This is a genomic window from Planctellipticum variicoloris, from assembly GCF_030622045.1.
Taxonomy (GTDB): domain Bacteria; phylum Planctomycetota; class Planctomycetia; order Planctomycetales; family Planctomycetaceae; genus Planctellipticum; species Planctellipticum variicoloris.
In genome coordinates this window covers 5,461,888-5,481,524 of sequence record NZ_CP130886.1, presented here as the reverse complement: position 1 = coordinate 5,481,524, position 19,637 = coordinate 5,461,888, and the positions used below count along the sequence as shown (strand labels likewise).

At 65.0% G+C, this 19,637-nt stretch carries 12 protein-coding genes; 11 read left to right on the top strand and 1 reads right to left on the bottom strand.

Translation table 11 applies throughout. From position 1 onward, the window contains the following. Window positions 1-68 precede the first annotated feature (68 nt). Window positions 69-1,757, top strand: a complete 1,689-nt coding sequence (ilvD, locus tag SH412_RS21365) for a dihydroxy-acid dehydratase (RefSeq protein WP_336520053.1) — start codon at window positions 69-71, stop codon at window positions 1,755-1,757. Window positions 1,758-1,793: 36 nt separating this feature from the next. On the opposite strand, the gene SH412_RS21360 is transcribed toward ilvD, so the two are convergent. Beyond that, complete coding sequence (locus SH412_RS21360; protein ID WP_336520052.1) at window positions 1,794-3,452, bottom strand: tetratricopeptide repeat protein; 1,659 nt, start codon at window positions 3,450-3,452, stop codon at window positions 1,794-1,796. A gap of 177 nt (window positions 3,453-3,629) precedes the next feature. Between SH412_RS21360 and SH412_RS21355 the strand changes: the two genes are divergently transcribed. The 10 genes from SH412_RS21355 to SH412_RS21310 all read left to right on the top strand — a co-directional run bounded on the left by SH412_RS21355 (window position 3,630) and on the right by SH412_RS21310 (window position 19,486). Then, window positions 3,630-4,559, top strand: a complete 930-nt coding sequence (locus SH412_RS21355) for a sugar phosphate isomerase/epimerase family protein (protein WP_336520051.1) — start codon at window positions 3,630-3,632, stop codon at window positions 4,557-4,559. An 80-nt stretch (window positions 4,560-4,639) separates the two neighbouring features. Next, window positions 4,640-6,973 (top strand): serine hydrolase, encoded by a 2,334-nt coding sequence (locus SH412_RS21350; protein ID WP_336520050.1) that lies wholly within the window; start codon window positions 4,640-4,642, stop codon window positions 6,971-6,973. Window positions 6,974-7,389: 416 nt separating this feature from the next. Further along, entirely contained in the window at window positions 7,390-7,527 is a 138-nt protein-coding gene (locus SH412_RS21345; RefSeq protein WP_336520049.1) for a hypothetical protein, read from the top strand. 160 nt (window positions 7,528-7,687) lie between these two features. Continuing rightward, on the top strand, window positions 7,688-9,892 hold the full coding sequence (locus SH412_RS21340) for a bi-domain-containing oxidoreductase (protein ID WP_336520048.1): 2,205 nt from the start codon (window positions 7,688-7,690) through the stop codon (window positions 9,890-9,892). A gap of 75 nt (window positions 9,893-9,967) precedes the next feature. Continuing rightward, window positions 9,968-11,062: a non-hydrolyzing UDP-N-acetylglucosamine 2-epimerase gene (wecB, locus tag SH412_RS21335; RefSeq protein WP_336520047.1), complete on the top strand. Its 1,095-nt coding sequence runs from the start codon at window positions 9,968-9,970 to the stop codon at window positions 11,060-11,062. A 26-nt stretch (window positions 11,063-11,088) separates the two neighbouring features. After that, a complete protein-coding gene (locus SH412_RS21330) occupies window positions 11,089-12,855 on the top strand; it encodes an alginate lyase family protein (RefSeq protein WP_336520046.1) in 1,767 nt (588 codons plus the stop codon). A 245-nt stretch (window positions 12,856-13,100) separates the two neighbouring features. Continuing rightward, window positions 13,101-14,384 (top strand): glycosyltransferase family 4 protein, encoded by a 1,284-nt coding sequence (locus SH412_RS21325; RefSeq protein WP_336520045.1) that lies wholly within the window; start codon window positions 13,101-13,103, stop codon window positions 14,382-14,384. 162 nt (window positions 14,385-14,546) lie between these two features. After that, window positions 14,547-15,407: a GNAT family N-acetyltransferase gene (locus tag SH412_RS21320; protein WP_336520044.1), complete on the top strand. Its 861-nt coding sequence runs from the start codon at window positions 14,547-14,549 to the stop codon at window positions 15,405-15,407. A 105-nt stretch (window positions 15,408-15,512) separates the two neighbouring features. Next, window positions 15,513-18,110: a DUF2339 domain-containing protein gene (locus SH412_RS21315; RefSeq protein ID WP_336520043.1), complete on the top strand. Its 2,598-nt coding sequence runs from the start codon at window positions 15,513-15,515 to the stop codon at window positions 18,108-18,110. Next, complete coding sequence (locus SH412_RS21310) at window positions 18,110-19,486, top strand: hypothetical protein (protein ID WP_336520042.1); 1,377 nt, start codon at window positions 18,110-18,112, stop codon at window positions 19,484-19,486. The genes SH412_RS21315 and SH412_RS21310 overlap by 1 nt, the downstream gene beginning before the upstream one ends. Window positions 19,487-19,637: the final 151 nt, after the last annotated feature.

The window sequence follows — 19,637 nt, the reverse complement described above, 5'->3', positions numbered from 1 at the left end:
TCGCTGACGATTGTCGATATGATCCCGTGACGTGGATCACGTCCCAGCATCGTTCAGGAGCAGATTTCGTGCAGCCACTCAACTGGAACAGTCGGCAACTCACGCATGGGTGGCAGCGCGGCGTCACGGCCTTCTTTTACGGCCTGGGCATGTCCGAAGACGACTTCAACAAGCCCCAGGTCGGCATCGGCGTGCCGCTCCTCGAAGGCAATCTCTGTAACGTGCATGCTTACGGCCTCGCCCAGCAGGTCGCCGCGGGCTGCCGGGATGCGGGGCTGCTGGGCTTTCCCTTCGGCACGCCAGGCGTCAGCGACAACCTGACGCAGGGACTGGAAGGGGGGAGCGCCAGCCTGCCGTCGCGGAACCTGATTGCCAACTCCGCCGAGTGCGTCGTCACGGCCCACTGCTACGACGCGATGATCGGGCTGCATCACTGCGATAAGAACGGACCCGGTTTCGCCATGGCTCTGGCCCGGATGAACGTTCCCGGCCTGCTGCTCAGCGGCGGCAGCATTCACCCAGGCTGTTATCGCGGCAGGAACGTGACGATTCTTGACGTATACGACGCGCAAGCCGACGCCAGCGTCGGCGCGATCCCCCAGTCCGAAGCGGATGAGATCCGCCGGGTGGCCTGCCCGGGGCCGGGAGGCTGTGGCATCGCGGCCTCGTTCAACACGTGGGGCATTGCGATGGAAGCCATCGGGCTGATGCCGCCCCAGAGCAGTTCCATCCCCGCCATCGATCCCGGCAAGGCAGCCGATTGCCAGGCCGCCGGCGGACTGATCCGGACGCTGCTCGAACTGCAGCTCCGCCCGCGCGACATCCTGACGCGGCAGGCCTTCGAGAACGCCGCCGTCACCATCGCCGCCATCGGCGGCTCGACCAACGGCGTGATTCATCTACTCGCGCTGGCCCAGGAAGCGGGCGTGGCCTTCGATTTGCGAGACCTGCAGGCCATCTTGAAACGGACGCCGGTCCTCTGCAGCTTCGCGCCCCGCGGCACGAAGACGATGGTCGACCTGCACGAGCTCGGCGGGACGTCGGTCCTGCTGAAACACCTGTGGCGGGCCGGTCTGCTGCACGGCGACTGCCGGACCGTCACGGGGCGCACGCTGGCGGAGAACCTGGCCGATGTCGCCGATCCGCCGGCCAATCAGGAGCTGATGGCTCCGGCCGACGCCCCGTTCAAACCGTTCGCCGACATGCAGGTCTGCTTCGGCAATCTGGCGCCCGATGGCATCGTCTTCAAAGTGTCGAGCCTCAGCGAGCCGCGCTTCCGCGGTCCGGCGATCTGTTTCGACAGCGGCAAGGCGGTCGCCGACGCCGTCGAGCAGCGCCGCATCCGTCCGGGCGATGTCATCGTGCTGCGTCATCTCGGACCGGTCGCCGCGGGAATGCCGGAAGTCGTGCTCGCCGCCTCGGCGTTGTCCGTCCCGGAGCTCACCGGAAAGGTCGCGATGATTTCCGACACCCGCGTCTCCGGCATCTCGCACGGCGCGATCGGCGTGCATTGTGCCCCCGAAGCCGCGGTCGGCGGCCCGATCGCCTTCGTCCAGAACGGCGACGAAATCAGCTTCGACCTGGCGACGGGCGACATCACCTGGCACGTCAGCCACGAAGACGCGGCCGACCGACGCACCGGCTGGCAGCCGCAACCCCTCCGGCATCGCCGGGGTTTCCTGGCGGACTTCGCGGCGTCAGTGTCGCAGGCCAGCAGCGGCTGCGTCAGCCGGAATCTGCATCCCGAGTGCCGGTGACGGAGGTCATTGACTCGCCCCCGCTACGGGGCAGTTTCACTTCTTCCCTGGCAGACAATAGCACGATGACGTGAGCTGCACGTCCGCACGCTGCCATGCGGATTTGAACCGCAGCTCGACCGCATCCGCTTCGGCGGACTTGCCCTGCGCCCGCAGGCTCTCCGCCAGGCCAAACAGCGACCAGCCGTTCTCCGGGTGCTTCTTCAGGTCCGCGCGATAAACGGCTTCCGCCTCGACGAACTTTCGGGCGTCCATCAGCGTCGCCCCCAGGGCGTGCCGGACCGGTTGGATCCAGTCGGGGGGCTCGATGTACCGCAGCGCGTCCTCCCGCCGGACGGCCTCACGCAGAGCTGCCAGAGCTTCGTCGACCTTCCCTTCCCGATACAGGATCTCTCCTTCCAGCATCTGATCAGCGATCGCCAAAACGTCCGCCGCCGTATTCAGCACGAACATCGCTTCCGTCGGCAGAGCGTTCTTCGCAGTCCGAAACTTCACCTGCTCCGCCCGCGCTTCCGCCACCTGCTGCTTCGCGGCCAGCGCAACGCCACGGGCGTACAACCGGACGGCCCGGGCCACCGGGAAGTGCTCCGCCGGTTCGGGTTCCGCCAGCAGTTCGTCCCACTGGCCGAACCGCAGCGCCAGTTCGTAGGGCATGGCGTGCATGCCGTCGACGAACATGGCGTTCTGCTGCTTCCAGTCGGCGGGCATCTCCGCCAGCATGACTCGAATGGCGTGCGTCGAACGCTGGCGCTGCCCCTGCATCATCGCCGCGAAGGCCAGCATGTGATAGTTGTGGGCCATATAGTTGCGGTAGAAGTCCTGTTCCGGCTGCGCCTTCCGGTACTTTGCATCCGCGGCGATCGCCTTCTCGTTCGCCTCGATCGCCTGCTGCCACTTCCCCAACCGGACGTCGATGTGCGACGGCATATGGACCATGTGCCCCAGCCCCGGCTGCAGCTCGCGCAGCCGGTCGGCCGCTTCCACCGCCTTTTCCGGAGACGGCGAGGCCTCGACGGCATGAATGTAGAGGTGCAGCGCCAGGGGATGTTTCGGATTGAGGACCAGGACCCGGTCCAGCGTCATCAGCACTTCGTCGGTGCCGTCATTCGCAATTCCCTCCGGCGACCACTGGTTCCAGGGCTGCAGATCCATCAGAGCCTCGGCATACAGGGCTCCAATATCGGCATCGTCCGGATGCGCCTCCCAGACCTTACGCATCGCGTCGGCATAGGCCCCGTCCAGGGGCCGACGATCTTCCGGCTGCGGATTCGCGTAGCGTTTCGCCAGGGCCGCGATCAGCGCCCGCTCGACCGGCGTCGCCGCTGGACTCAACTTCTGCGCCTGCTGCAGGGCCTCCCAGGCCGCCTTGGCCTTGGGCTCGGGGACCAGCGGAAAGTTGATGTTCGGCCCGTTGGCAATTGCGATCCCCCAGTGAGGCATCGCAGCCCCGGGATCAATCGCCGCAGCCTGGCGGAATGACCGGATCGCTTCGTCATGATTGAAGGCATAAAGGAACGCCAGACCCCGGTTGAAGGACTCCTGCGCGTCCGGGGATGCCGTGGAAATTGCCCGGCCGTGCGTTCCCAGCCCGTCAAACCGCTTGACGCGCGCAGGCTCGGTCGCCGCTGCTGGGTCGGCCGCAGCCAACAGAAGCTCGACGACGGCCCATATCATGCAGCTCAGCAGATCGGACATCTCAACCTCCCGAAATCTGAAACTCATTGGCGATCAAAGCGGCCCGCGAATGTGCTGCCACTGAGTTTAACGACGGAAGTTCCGGGCAACACTCCGTTTCAGTGATAGTGAAACGCCTGCTCGGGCAGTAAGATCACGCGGAACCACCCGATTCTCAGAAAACTCCAGGAGCCGCGCATGTCGCCCCTGTCCCGTCGTACGCTCCTCGCCGCCGTCCCCGGGCTGTCCCTGCTCGCACCGGCCGCCGCACACGCCGCGCAGACACCCGCCCGCCGCCAGAGGTTCGCCGTCTCGACCTATTCCTTCTGGCAATTCCGCCATGCGGAAACTCGCGATATCGAGAAGTGCATCGACTTCGCTTCCGAAATGGGTTTCGACGGCGTCGAGATCCTGCATCGGCAGTTGGAAAGCGAGGAGCCGGGTTACCTGCAGCGGCTGAAACGGCGGGCGTTCGTCAATGGCCTGGATCTGTGCGGCTTCTCGACGCACCAGGGGTTTCTCAATCCCGACCCGGCTGTCCGGCAGAAGAACGCCGATCACACGCTGCACTGCATCGAGCTGGCCTATCAGCTCGGCATTCCGACGCTGAGAGTCAACACCGGCACCTGGGGGACGAGCAAAGACTTCGACGACCTGATGAAAAATCGCGGCATCGAGCCGCCGCGCGAAGGCTACACCGACGAAGACGGCTTCGGCTGGGTCGTCGACGGCCTCGGCAAATGTCTGGACGCGGCTGCAAAAGCCGGCGTCACGCTGGGACTCGAAAACCACTGGGGCCTCGGCCGGACGCCGGAGGGCGTGCTCCGCATCGTGAACGCACTCAACAGCCCCTGGCTGCAGGTCACGATGGATACGGGCAACTTTCTGGAAGACCCCTACGACCGGCTCGAACTGCTGGCCCCGAAAGCGGTCCTCGTGCAGACCAAGACTTACTACGGCGGAGGCCTGTGGTACACGCTCGAACTCGACTATCCACGGATCGCGAAGATGCTCAGGCAGCACAATTACCGGGGTTACGTGTCGCTGGAATTCGAGGGGAAGGCCCCGCCGCTGGAGGCGGTTCCGCAGTCGCTGGCGATGCTGCGCGCGGCGTTCGGGCAAGCGTAGGGTCCGCTGCGCGGACCGGTTATTGACAAGTCGCAGGCCGGAGCATCGGTCCGCACGGCGGACCCTACGAAAGGCACGCCATGCAGTCGTTCACGATCTTCGCGATGACCTTGATGGTCGCTGGAGGCAGTATGGTTGCGAAGGCTCAGCAGCCCGACTGGAACCCCCTGCAGGACCGGCTTTCAGCCGCAATCAAGGCCGAACTGGCGGCAAAAGAAATCCCGGCCCTGTCGATCGCCCTGGTGCAGGGACGGGACGTCGTCTGGCAGGCGGGTTTCGGTCTTGCGCGGGTGAAGGAGCAGATTCCGGCAGACGCGGGCACGATCTACCGCGTCGGCTCGGTGTCGAAGCTCTTCGCCGACATTGCCGCCATGCAGCTCGTCGAGCAGGGGAAGCTGGAGTTGGACGCGCCGATCACAAAGTGGCTGCCGGAATTCGCTCCCCGCGACCCGTTCGAAGTGCCGATCACGCTCCGGCAGCTCATGACGCATCGCTCGGGCCTCGTCCGCGAGCCCCCCGTCGGACACTACTTCGATCCTGTCGAACCCAGCCTCGCCGAGACCGTTCAGAGCCTCAATCGAACGGCCCTCGTCTATCAGCCCGAAACGCGGACGAAGTATTCGAACGCCGCGATTGCGGTGGTTGGCATGCTCGTCGAACGAGCATCGGGACTGAGCTTTGATGAGTATATCAATCGCCATGTTCTGCAATCGCTGGGCATGACCGGGACTTCGTTCGCCCTGACGCCTGCTGTTCGGGAGCGGCTCGCCGAAGCGATCATGTGGGGCGTCGACGGCCGGCAGTTTCCGGCTCCAATGTTTCAGCTCGGCACCAGCCCGGCGGGGAATCTGTACTCGTCGGTCGCGGATCAGTCGAAATTCCTGATCGCACTGCTCAACGGCGGCGCGGGAATGTCGGGCCGGCTCGTGAAGTCCGAGACCTTGGCCGCGATGTGGACGCCGCAGTTCCAGGCCGCAGATCAGCCCGGCTTCGGGCTGGGCTTTCACGTAACGAAGCTCGACGGCTCCCGGAAAGTCGGTCACGCCGGTGCAGTCTACGGCTTCGCAACGCAGCTTGCGGCCCTGCCCGACGAGAAGCTGGGCGTGATCGCTGCGGCCTCCAAAGACTGTGCCAACGGAACCGTGACGCGGCTGTCCGACTACGCCCTGCGACTGCTGCGGGCGCAGCAGCAGGGCGAGCCACTCCCGGACTATGTCCTCTCGTCCGCACTTCCCGCCGGGCTGGCCCGCGAAATGTCCGGCCGATTCGCGAACGGAGCTCGCAGTCTCGATTTCTACGACGTCAGCGAACGATTGTATGTGGTCCGGGGAGCCACGCGCCGGGAGGTCCGCGGTCTGGGCGACGGCTTCGTGTTCGACGACCCGTTCGCCTGGGGACCGGAGTTCCAGCGGACGAACGCCGATCAGCTCGTGATCGACGGCGAGACGTGGACGCGAGAAACAATCCCGCTTCCCGCCGAGCCGCCGGCGCACTGGCAGGGACTGATCGGCGAATACGGCTGGGACCACAATGAATTGTTCATCTTCGAAGATCGCGGTCGGCTGTATGCGCTGATCGAGTGGTTCTTCTTCTACCCGCTGACTGAGCTCGGTCCTTCGGAGTTCGCGTTCCCGGAGAACGCCGGGCTGTATCACGGCGAGAAACTGATCTTCAAACGGGATGCCCAGGGACGGGCGACGCACGTCGTGGCGGCCGAGGTGAAATTCGTCCGGCGGGATCTGGATCGGGAAGGCAAGACGTTTCGCATCGAACCGCAGAAGCCGATCGAAGAACTCCGGACAGCCGCCCTCGCCGCGCCGCCGCCGGTCCAGGCGCCGGACCTCAAGCAGCCGGACCTGGTCGAGCTGGCGCCGCTGGAGCCGTCGTTCAAGTTCGATATCCGCTACGCATCGGACAACAACTTCATGTCCGCGGTGTTCTACTCTGCGCCGCGGGCGTTCCTGCAGCGTCCGGCAGCGGAGGCGCTGCTGCGCGTGCACCGGCAACTGGAGCCGCACGGCTACGGCCTGCTGATCCACGACGCCTACCGGCCGTGGTACGTCACGAAGATGTTCTACGACGCGACTCCCGAGGCAATGCGGCACTTCGTGGCCGATCCGTCGAAGGGCTCCCGACACAACCGGGGCTGTGCGGTCGACCTGACTCTCTACGATCTGAAAACCGGCGCGCCGGTGCAGATGCCGTCGGGATATGACGAGTTCTCGGCCCGGGCCTATCCGGGCTACCCGGCGGGAACCAGCCGGTCCCGCTGGCTGCGGGAACTCCTCCGGCGAACGATGGAGGCGGAGGGCTTCCGCGTGTACGAGTTCGAATGGTGGCACTTCGACTTCGGCCCGTGGCGGGAGTACCCGGTGCTGAATCTGCGATTCGACGAACTGGCCGGGGAACGGTGATCTCCCGGCAGGAGAACGCACTTTGTCGCCGCGTCCAAGGCTTCAAAACCCGTCGTTCGCGGCAAAATCCGCTTTGCAATGCAAAGTGTGTGCGGTAGGATCTTCGGGATGGTGCAGTTCTTGACTGGGAGGGCGTGATGCGATTGGCGCTCATGGTGGTTCTGGCGGTTGTTCTTGGGCTGGGGGCAGGGCTCGTCTCGGGATTTCTGGCTGTGTTCGTCGGCCTCAGCCTTGCTTCGAGTCTATTCGGGGAATCCAGGCTTCTCCCTTCGCCACCCGTTGCAACGCCGGCCGCAATCGTTTGCACTGAGGTGTTGAACCCGGGATCTCCAGACGGAGTTTCCCCATCGCCGGCGTTTCAGCCACGCGAACTTGGTCGTGCAAAGTGTTTCTGTTGAATGGCGTGAGGAACGATCATGGCCCAGGCAATGACCGTGCGGCAGTCGCGCTGGGTGTGGCTGGCCTTTGGTTTCGCGTTCGCGACCGGCTTCCTGCTCGGGGCTGCATTGGCGGTCATTCTGATCGTGCAGGTTGCAATTTCTTACGCTCAGTAAACTCGCGGCGCACTGCCGTCCGTAGTCCCAGCGGCCAGCCGGGGGAGACTTGACCCGTCTAGGCGCGTTTCACACCCCCTGCTAAAACCCCGCCGCACCAGACTGCGCGGAGTTCGGCGGAATCTGCCGGTCACCCGGTCAGCTTCGTAGGGGGAGAACATTGCGGCAGATCATTCAGTCACTCAGAACTGGCGAAACTCAGCTTGTCGAAGTGCCGTGCCCGCAGGTCCGGACCGGCTGTCTGCTGATCCAGACGACGACCACGCTGATTTCCGCCGGTACCGAGCGGATGCTGCAGGAATTCGGCAAAGCGGGCTGGCTGGGCAAGGCCCGGCAGCAGCCGGAGAAGGTCCGTCAGGTGCTGGACAAGGTTCGCACGGACGGTCTTTTCACCACGTTCGAAGCCGTGACGGACAAGCTGGATCAGCCGATTCCACTCGGCTACTGCAACGTCGGACGCGTGCTGGAAGTCGGTTCGGGAGTGACGGAATTCGCCGTTGGCGACCGCGTGCTCTCGAACGGCGGCCATGCAGAAGTCGTTTCTGTTCCACGGAATCTGTGCGTCCGCATTCCCGACGCCGTGCCCGATGAAGACGCCGTTTTCGGCGTACTGGGGGCGATCGCCCTGCAGGGAATCCGGCTGCTGGAACCGACGCTCGGCGAATGCGTCGTGGTCTCCGGTCTGGGGCTGGTGGGGCTGCTGGCGGTCCAACTCCTGCAGGCGCATGGGGCCCGCGTGCTGGGAGCCGACTTCAATCCCGCTCGCCTGCAACTCGCGGCGGAGCTGGGGGCGGAAACCTGCCATCTCGGCGAGCAAGATCTGGCGGCGCGGGCCAATGTGTTTTCGCGCGGCCGGGGCGTCGACGCCGTGCTGATCGCCGCGGCGACATCGAGCGACGACCCGATCCGGCAGGCGACGGAGATCTGCCGCAAGCGAGGGCGGATTGTGCTGACGGGCGTGGCGGGGATGTCGCTGAGCCGGGATGAATTCTTCAAAAAAGAACTGTCGTTTCAGGTCTCCTGTTCTTACGGTCCGGGCCGGTATGACAGCGAATACGAAGAGGCCGGTCGCGACTATCCGGTGCCGTATGTCCGCTGGACGGAACAACGTAATTTCGAAGCCGTCCTCGACATGCTGGCGGCCGGCCGCATCACCGCCCGGCCGCTGGTTTCCCATCGGTACGCTCTGGGAGACGCCACGTCCGCCTATGCGTTGATCGGCAGTCGCGAGCCATCGCTGGGCGTGCTGCTGAACTACCCGGCCGCGGCTGAGGAGGATGTGCGTCAGACGACGATTCGCTTCGCGGCCAGCCACGCTTCGGTTGCAGACGCACGGCGAGCGCAAACGGCCCGGAGCCCGGTCATTGGATTCATCGGCGCGGGAGGCTTTGCCTCGCGGATGCTGCTCCCCGCGTTCAAGGCGGAAGGCGCCCGATTAAAGTGGGTCGGAACGCGGTCGGGGCTGAGCGGGGCGCAGGCGGCCCGCAAGTTCGGGATCGAACGGGCGACGACGGACATCGAGCAGATCCTGGCCGATCCGGAGACGGATGCGGTTGTGATCGCCACGCGCCACGATTCCCACGCTCCGCTGACCAGTCGCGCCCTGGCGGCCGGAAAGTCTGTGTTCGTTGAGAAACCGCTGGCGGTGAATGCGGATCAACTGGGCCAGGTAGAAGCGGCCGTTGCCGCGGCGAGTCGGGCTTCGCAGGTGCTCGTCGGATTCAATCGACGGTTCGCGCCGCAGATCGTCCGGATGGCGTCACTGCTGCGGACCGTCGACGAACCGAAGTCGTTCATTGCGACCGTCAATGCCGGAGCGATCCCCGCAGATCACTGGACTCAACATCCCGAGCAGGGGGGCGGGCGGCTGATCGGCGAAGGGTGCCACTTTCTCGATCTGCTGCGGCACCTTTGCGGTCATGCTATCACCGACGTCCATGCCGTCCAGCTTGGCGGGCGGCGCCCCGGACTGGTCTGCGACGACAAAGTCAGCATTTCGCTCACTTTCGCGGATGGCAGTTTTGGCGTGGTGCACTACCTGGCCAACGGTCATCGGGCCTATCCCAAGGAACGGATCGAAGTCTTCTGCGCGGAACGCGTGCTGCAGCTCGACAACTTCCGCCGGCTTTCCGGCTGGGGCTGGCGGGGCTTTTCCCGCATGAGCCTGTGGCGTCAGGACAAGGGGCATCGCGCGGAGGTGGCCGCGTTTCTGGCGGCCCTCCGGGCCGGCGGCCCGATGCCGATTCCGTTCCACGAACTTGTCGAAGTCACTCGGGCCAGCTTCGCGGCGGTGGAATCCGCCACGACTGGTCAGCCAGTCTTTTTCGTCCCAGCAGCGGCGGAGCCGCTGCGATACGCCGCGTAAATCGTTTCAAGGAACCGCGGGCCAATCTGCATTCGCATTAACTGACACACTGACCCGATCAAGGATGATCCGGCCATGCACCTGCTCCACGTCGTGGGCGCCCGCCCGAATTTCATGAAGGTTGCTCCCGTCCTGCGGGCATTGCAGCACCGACCCGGCGTACGCCAGACCCTGCTTCACACCGGGCAGCACTACGACGCCAACATGTCGGACATTTTCTTCCAGCAGCTCGGCATTCCCGCCCCGGATGTCTTTCTGGGCGTGGGTTCTGGTTCGCACGCCGTGCAGACGGCGAAGATCATGATGCAGTTCGAGGAAGCGATTCTCGACCGCCGGCCCGATTGGGTGCTGGTGTACGGCGATGTGAACTCGACGGTCGCGGCGACGCTGGTCTGCGCCAAGCTGCGGGTCCAGGTGGCCCATGTCGAGGCCGGTCTGCGTTCGTTCGACCGCGACATGCCCGAAGAACTGAACCGACTGGTGACCGATCAGCTCGCCGATCTGCTGCTGACTCCTTCGCACGACGGCGATCAGAATCTGCTGCGGGAAGGGATTCCGGCGTCGCGGATCCGCTGCGTCGGCAACGTGATGATCGACACGCTGGTCCGACTGCTGCCACAGGCCCGCCTCCCCGAAGCGCCGCTGCAGGATCGATTTGCTCTCGTGACGCTGCACCGGCCGTCCAACGTCGATGACCCTGAGATTCTTCGCGGCGTGCTGGAGACGCTCGTGGATCTCAGCGACGGCTGCCAAATGGTGTTCCCGGTGCACCCGCGGACGCGGAAAAAAATCGAAGAACTGGGCGTGCTGTTTCCGAACGAGGAGCGGTTCCTGATGCTGGAGCCGCTCGGCTATCTGGAGTGCCTGGCTCTGCAGAAACACGCCACGGCGGTCGTCACCGACTCGGGGGGCATTCAGGAAGAATCGACGTGGCTCGGCGTCCCCTGCCTGACGCTGCGGGAGAACACCGAACGCCCGGTGACGATTTCCGCCGGGACGAATCAGCTCATCGGGCGCGACATGGTCAAGCTGCGGTCGGCTCTCACTGAGATTCTCGCCGGACATGGCAAGACCGGTCGCAAGCCCCCGCTGTGGGACGGCAAGGCAGGCGAGAGGATTGCGGACATTCTGCTGGAACCGGCCCAGCCGATGCTTCGCCGGGCGGCCTGATTCCTGGAAGGAAATGACCTCGGGCCATGCACGTTCCAAACGTCTCTCGATTGCTGCGGACGATGCGGCACTTGCGATCTTCGCAGGTGTTGTGGCGGGCGCGGTACGCGCTCGAAAGACGGCTGCCGATCGCCTGGACGGCTCCGCCCGCCGATCGCGATCCGGAAGATGCGTTTGCTCAGAACAACATTCCGCGGCTGCGTCCTTCCTTTCCAGGCGTCCCGCTGTTCCATCGGGCGGGGCCCGTCGGAGCGAAGGCGGTGGAAGCGCTGACCCGGGGCGACTTCGAACATCTGCACCAGATAGTTCGACTGTCGCGACGCGATCCGGACTGGCGGAATGCGGGGGTCGAGGTCGGTCGGTTGTGGACCGTCACCCTGCACTATCACGGCTGGATCTACGATCTGGCCGAGGCCGCCGGGAACGGGCATTCCGAGGCGTGGCCGCTGCTCAAGGACTACTGGCGTCACTGGCTGTCCGAAGCGCCGTTGCGGAAGCTCGGGTCCGGACATCTGGCGTGGAACTCCTTCGCCATCGCCACGCGGATCGGCTGGTGGATTCGAGCCCTGCAGGTGCTGAAGGCGGAGCACTGGGCCGACGACCCCGATCTGCTCCGCAAGATCCTCCGCTCGCTCGTGCGTCAGGCCGATCACCTGGAGCATCACCTGGAGTGGGATCTGCGCGGGAATCATCTGCTGCGCGACGCGGTGGGGCTGGCCTGGGCGGGCCGGTTCTTCGGCGGACGGCAGGGAGATCGCTGGCTGGAAGCCGCGACAGAGCTGGCGGTCGAGCAGGCGCGCGAACAGGTTCTCGCCGACGGCGGGCACTTCGAACGCAGCCCGATGTATCACATTCATGTCATGGAAGACTTCGTCTCGCTGGCATGCCTGCTCGTCGACAGCGACGCGGTCCGTATGATTCATGACGCCTGCGGCAGCATGGCCGATTATCTACGCTGGGTGCTGGCGCCCGACGGTCAGTTTCCGCTGTTCAACGACGCCGCCTGGCATGCAGTCTGCGAACCCGAGGCGATGCTGGAAATCGTCCGCAGGATGGGCGAACCGTTTCCCGTGCTGCCGCCGCGCGGGCTGCGGCATCTGACCTCGACAGGCATTGTCGCCTGGCAGGGAAATCCGTGGACGGTCTGCTGGGATGTCGGTCCCGTCGGTCCGCAGTACCAGCCGGGCCATGCCCACGCCGACACGCTGACGCTCGACGCGTGGTGCGGCGGTCGTTCGCTGCTGGTCGATCCGGGAACGTTCTCGTACGACCGCGATGATCGCCGGCGGTACGACCGCGCCACCAGCTCGCACAACACGGTCTGCATCGACGACACCGATTCCAGCGAAGTCTGGGATATCTTCCGCGTAGGCCAGCGGGCGCAGCCGCGCAACGTGATGGCTCAGACAACTGACACGGGCTTCACCGGCTCGGCGGGGCACGACGGCTACGATTTGCTGCCGGGGCAGCCGCAGCATTCGCGGTCGGTGACCGTGGATGGTCGCGCGCTGCAGATTGTCGATACGGTGACCGGCAGGCAGCTCCATTCGCTCGCGGGAGGCTGGCTGCTGCATCCCGACTGGACGTGGGCGCCGACGGCCGACGGATGGCGGCTGGAAGCGGCGGGTTCCGCGGTCGAAGTAACAATCACGTCCGAGACCCCGCTCGACCTGCGCGTCGAACAGCGTCCGTGGCATCCGGAGTATGGCCTGGAAGTGAAGACGAACCGGCTGACGTGGCAGTGCCGGGCGGAGCTGCCCGTGCGGGTGATGACGCGGTTTGTGGTGGGGTGAAACGCAGGGACGGTATCCGAAACTCGAAACGCGAAATCCAAAAGAAGTCAAAGAAACGCAGCACTGACAGGAATGTCTTTGCCACCTGGAGTTGTCCTTTCTCCGTGTTCTCAGTGACCTCCGTGGTTCCATTCCGATTCGTGGCATTGGTGTCATTCGTGGTTCAAGCTTTGATGATTCCTAACGACTGAAGTTCGAGCGACTGGCGGCAGCCGCGACTCTGCCGCGGTCCGGGAAACGCGACCATGCACATTCTGTTTCTGACGCACTATTTCCCGCCGGAGGTCAACGCCCCGGCGTCGCGGACGTTCGAGCACTGCAGCCGCTGGGTGCAGGCCGGGCATCAGGTGACGGTCATCACCTGCGTGCCGAACTGTCCGACCGGCGTCGTCTTCGACGGCTACCGGAACGCCTGGCGGTCGGAAGAGACTGTGGCCGGCATCCGCGTGATCCGCGTTTGGTCGTGGCTCTCGGCGAACAAGGGATTTCTGGGACGAATTCTCAACTTCGTCTCGTACATGCTGACGGCCGTCTGGGCCGCGATCCGATTGCGGAAAGTCGACGTCGTGGTCGCCACGTCGCCGCAGTTCTTCTGCGGGTGGGCGGGCGTGCTGTGTCATTGGATCCGCCGCTGGCCATTCGTGCTGGAGATCCGCGACATCTGGCCCGAGTCGATCGTGACCGTCGGCGCAATGCGGCGATCCTGGACCATCCGTGTGCTCGAATGGCTGGAACTGCGGATGTACGCGGCGGCCCAGTTCATTGTGACGGTGGGTGATGGCTACCGGGATCAACTGCTGCTGCGAAAGGTTCCGCTGGCGAAGATGGCAGTGATTCCGAACGGCGTGGACCTGTGCCGGTTCCAGCCGCGCGAGCGCGACCCCGCGGTCCGACGCGAGTGGGGCGGGACCGGGAAATTCGTCTGCGCCTATGTCGGAACGATCGGCATGGCGCACGGCCTGGAAGTCGTGCTGGAGGCCGCGGACCAGTTGCGGAAGCAGGGGCGGGACGACGTCCATTTCTGGATCGTGGGCGACGGAGCAGAGCGCGCCTCGCTCGAACGCGAAGCGGCCGGGCGAGGATTGACGTCGATCCGCTTCACCGGCCTGGTGTCCAAGGACCGGGTCGAAGACGTGCTGGCCTCCTGCGATGCCTGTCTGGTCCATCTGCGGGGAACGGAGCTGTTCGGCACGGTGATCCCGTCGAAGGTTTTCGAGATCATGGCGATGAACGTGCCGATCATCATGGGCGTCCGCGGCCAGGCGCAGGAAATCGTGCTGCACGGCGCCGCCGGCATTCCGATGACGCCGGACGATCCGCAGTCGCTGATCGACTGCGTCCGCGAAATTCAGAAGCAGCGCTGCCGCTTCACGAACGGCCGGGAACACGTCGCCCAGCACTTCGACCGGGATCACCTGGCGGCCCGGATGCTGCATCTGCTGGAACGGCATGTGGGACCGGAGGTGGAGGCCGTGCCGCTGCCGGCCCTGCAGATTGCGGAGCGAGATTCGGGGCGGAAGGCGGCTTGAGGAGCTGGCGAGCAGGGAATGGGGAATCGCGACTCGCCGGAGATGCGACTTGCCGCCGGTCCCCTCGTACTCGCTGTTCGACATCGCTGTTTCGCTGGGTCGGAGTCGAGATAAAATACCCAGCGATGGAGCCGGAATGCCGAACCGACGAGGACCAGGAGAATGGTCGAAATCCCGCTGACGATTCGTCAACTGACGGCCGCCGATCTGCCGTCGGCCCTCCGGTTATCGGAGCAGGCCGGGTGGAATCAGCTTGAAGTCGACTGGCGGCGGATGCTGGAATTGGAGCCGGGCGGTTGCCTGGCCGCCGAGCGGGACGGACGTCTGGTCGGAACGACAGCCTGCTGCACGTTCGGTCCGGTCGCCTGGCTCGCGATGGTCCTGGTTGAAGAGTCGCTCCGCGGGCAGGGGATTGGTCGGCGACTGGTGGAGGCGGGGCTGGACTTCGCAGATCGGGCGGGGGCGAAGACCGTCCGGCTGGACGCGACGCTGCTCGGCCGACCGGTCTATGAACGGGCCGGGTTCGTGCCTCAGTTCGAGTTGACTCGCTGGAGCGGACGACCGGTGGCGGACGGGTTGCCCAAGCCGGGGGGGCTGTGGATCGCTCGATCGTCGTCGTCGGCGGTGCATGACGAGTTGCTGGCGCTGGATCGGCGATCGACTGGCACGGACCGGGCGAAGCTGTTGCGGCACCTGTTTGCCACGGCGCCGCCGTTGGTTGCGCGTTCTCCGGACGGTCGGATCGTCGGGTTTCTGGCAGAGCGGCCGGGACGTCTGGCGACGCAGCTCGGGCCGTGTTGCGGAACCGAGGACGCGGCGCTGGCGCTGCTGCTGGATGCCCTGCGAGAACTGGACGGAGAGTCAGTGATCGTTGATGTGCCGACCGACTCCGTAGACGTTCCTGCGTTGTTGCAACAGGCCGGGTTGTCCGTCCAGCGCCCGCTGCTGCGAATGTGCCGCGGAGAACCGGTCTGCGAGGACCGGGACTGGTTTCGGTGCAGCTACAGCCCGGAACTCGGGTGATGCCGGCGGGCGGTCGCTGGCGGGAATCCGCCTGTCGTTGGTCTCAGGCGAGCGGTAGCATGCGCTGAGCCGGGAACCGCATCTGCGCCTGCCGCATCGAAGTGAGTGTCGCTTCGCGAGACGGGCAGCGGAACGGGGATCGCTCCGGCCAGCGGGCGCGTTATGGAAGAATTCATCGGCTTTGTCCTCCTGATCTGCGTCGCTGCGGTCATCGGGGTGCCGCTGTTCGGCTTCATTCTGCTCGGACAGATCCGTCGAGATCAGACCGAGAACTTTGCCCGGCTGCAGCGGGAACTGGCGGCCCTGCGGCGCGAGCTGGTGGTCAGCCGGCTCGCCCCAGTAGAAGCGGCAGTCCCGAGAACGTCGGCCCCCCTCGCCCAACCCGCGGAGATTCTGCGCGAGACCGTCGCCGAAGGTCCGTCGCCGCTATCGCGGCTGGCGGAAGAACTTGCAAACGCACGGAAGCCACCGGTCCGGGGCGAGCCCGTCGAGCCGATCTTCGACGACGTTTCGGAAGCCGGGTCAGGCGGTCCGACGCGACCGTCCAGTCAAACGGAGGCTCTCTCGCGGCCCACACAGTCGACAGTTCCGCGAATGCCCGGACGCTTCGAGACCGCCGCCAAAGAAACGCTGCAGAAGATCTGGAGCTGGATCATTGTCGGGGAGGAATTTCTGCCGACGGGCGTGTCGATGGAGTACGCCATCGCCAGCCAGTGGCTGCTGCGGCTGGGGATTCTGATTCTCGTGGTCGGCGTCGGTTTCTTTCTGAAGTATTCCTTCGACCACAACCTGATTCATCCCGGCGCGCGTGTGGCGCTGGCGGCGATGGCCGGACTGGGGCTGCTGACCGCGGGAACCCGGCTGCTCGGGGATCGGTACCACGTCTTCGGACAGGGACTGATGGGGGGCGGGCTGGCCATGCTGTATTTCAGCGTGTTTGCGGCGGCGATCTTCTATCACCTCGTGGAACAGATGCCGGCGTTCGCGTTGATGGGGCTGATCACCGTCCTGGCGGGCGGCATCTCCGTGCGGTTCTCGTCGATGCTGATCGCCGTGCTCGGCATCCTGGGAGGATACGGCACGCCGATCATGCTCTCGACGGGCGTCGTCGATTTCGTCGGTCTGTACGGCTACATGCTGGTCCTCGGGGCTGGGGTGCTGGGGGTCTGTTACTGGAAGAACTGGCCGCTGGTCAATCTGCTGAGTTTCGTCTGCACGTATGCGCTGTATTTCGCGGCGATGCGGGATTACGAAGTCTCGCAGTTCTGGAACGTGCTGCCATTTCTGACGGCGTTTTTCGTGCTGTTTTCGACGATGACGTTTCTTTTCAAGCTGGTGAACGGCGCGCGGTCGAACCTGTTCGATCTGGCGGCCTTGCTGGTGAATGCCTTCGTCTATTTCGGCGAGAGTTACCGGCTGGTCTCGCACGCTTACAGCCGGGAATGGGCGGCGGCGGTGACGCTGGGGCTGGCGGCGTTCTACACGCTGCACGTGTATTACTTCCTGATGCGGAAGCTGGTCGATCGGGAGCTGCTGGTGAGCTTCCTGGGGCTGGCGTCGTTCTTCGTGATTGTCACGGTGCCGCTGGTGCTGTCGCGGCAGTGGATCACCGTGAGCTGGGCGCTGCAGGCGCTGGTGCTCTTGTGGATCGGCCGGCAGCTCGGTTCGCGGACGCTGCGGTATGTCAGCTTCGTGGTCTATGGCCTCGTGCTGTTCCGCTTCGCGCTGATCGATCTGCCGGGGCAGTTTGCCCAGCCGCTGGCGGCGGGGATGGCGTGGGCGGAGTACTGGCCGCACCTGATCGAGCGGCTGGTGATGTTCGGCGTGCCGGTGCTGTCGCTGGGCGGCGCCTACCGGTTGCTGCTGGGCTGGCAGGCGGATGAAGAGGCAACTGTTGGACCAGAGAACGATCTACCGGAGGTAATTCCCGCCGACTGGGCGCCGCGGGCAATCGTCGGTCTGGCGCTGGCGATGCTGTTTCTGTATCTGCACCTGGAACTGAACCGCACGGTGGGCTTCACGTATGCCCCGCTGAAACTGCCGCTGCTGACGGTGCTGTGGCTGGGATTGTGCGGTTTGCTGCTGTGGGAGGCGGTCGCGCGGAACAGCAGAGTCCTGACCGGCGCGGTTGCCGTGGGTCTGCTGGCGGTGCTGATCAAGCTGTGCCTCATCGACATCCCGGCCTGGTCGCTGGCGTCGCAATTCGTCTATGGCGGCGACTACTCGTTCCACGATGCGGCGCTGCGGCTGGTGGACTTCGGCTCGGTGATTGCGTTTTTCGGAATCGCCTGGGTCTGCGCCGGCGGCAAGCTGCGCAATGCGGAGGCGTCGACCGTGTTCGCGATCTGCGGGATGGGGACGCTGTTCGTCTTTCTGACGCTGGAGCTGAATACCTTCCTGCACGCGTTTCTCGACGGCATGCGGCCGGGAGGTGTTTCGATCCTCTGGTCGGTCTTCGCCTTCGGCTGGCTGCTGCGGGGGATCTGGCGGAACGAGCGACCGCTGCGGTATGCGGGGCTCGTGCTGTTTGCAATCGTGATCGGCAAGGTCTTCTTCCGGGACCTGGCGGAGCTGGATCAGTTCTACCGGATCATCGCCTTCATCGTGCTGGGCGTCGTAGTGCTGGCGGGCTCGTTCGTCTATCTGAAGTACCGCGAGACCTTTACCCTGCAGGCTGCGGAACCTGCCGAGGAGCCCCACTGATGCGCTGCGTCGCCGGATTCTTGCTGACGTTGCTGAGTCTGCTCCCCTGCGCCGCGGCTGATGCTCCCGGATTTCGCTGGCAGCGGGACGTCTCTCTCCCGGAAATCACCGAGACAACCGCGGTCGCTGTGCCGCTGGACGAGCCATTCTATGCGGCGACGCGCGACCGCTGGCCGGACGTCCGGCTGTACGACTCGAAGGGAAACATCGTTTCCTTCCTGATCCAGCCGGCAATGGGGACGAAAACGCGGACCGACCGGCATTCGTGGGCTGCCGAACAAACCGCGGCCCGTGTGGAGCCGGAAGGGGGCCTGGTGGTCGAACTGGCTCTCCGCGAGAAGGAGCCTCAACCGACCGGCCTTCGGATCGTCACGCCGCTGCGGGATTTCGAACACCAGGTGCGCGTCGAGTCCTCGGCCGATGGCACGACCTGGGTTTCCGCCGGTCCGCCGGGCGTGATCTTCGACTATTCGCGGTTCGTCGATGCTCGCAACGACACGGTGCCCTTCACGGCGGGCGACCATCGGCGGTTTCGCTTCTCCATCACGGATGTCACCGCCGAGCAGGAGTCGCAACTGCTGGAACTGCATCGACGGCTGCAGGGTGGCGCAGAGACGAATCGGACGGAGCGGACGACGATCGCCCGGCGGCCGTTCCGCGTGGATCGCGTGGAGTTCTATCGGGATGAAGTTCGCGCGCAGGCGACCGAGCCGCGATTGGACACGTATGAACCGGCCCGATTCACGCAGACGGAGGACGAGAAGGAGCATCGGACGCTGGTGGCGATTGAAGCGGGTCGGCAGCCGATCACCGCCCTTCGCGTCAAAACCGACGACAAGAACTTCAGCCGGAGCGTGAGGGTTGAAGCGGACGTTGATTCGGATGCCGTGCATCATGTTCAAATGACGGGAGCTTTGACATGCTTCGCGGTCGGAAGCCTCCAGAAGGAAGAGCTGACGTTGAAGCTGCCCGAAGGTCGGTGGAACCGGTACGAGGTCGCGATCGAGAACGGCGACAATCCGCCGCTGGCGATCCGTGGGGTCGAGCTCTCCGGACCGCGGTACGAGCTGATTTTTCTGGCCACCGACGGCGAGAAGTACCGGCTGGAGTATGGATCGCCGGACGCGGAGCCGGGGCGGTTTGATACGGCGGCGCTGTCGGCGGTGTTGCGTGAGGGGCCGCCGAAGGTCGCTGGGGCTTTGGCGGAGGCACGAGAGAATCTGTCGGCGCCGCTGGCGCGGTGGCGGCCCTGGAACGATCCGAACGTGCTGATCAGCGGGATCGTGCTGTTGACGCTGCTGCTGGGGTGGGGCTTGTGGCGGGCGGGTCGGCGGCTGGATGTGGCGGGGATGGAGCGAGGCGAAAAGGAGAAGTGAGCGTCTTTCGCCGTCATGGGCGAAGCAGCACGCGGCAGGAATGAAGAACCGGGAGCAGCGTGACGGCGAGAACCACGACGAAAACCAGGCAGCCGGCGAAGATGTCGATGGGGGATGGACCGAAGCGTCGCATGGCGTGGACTCCGTTGAC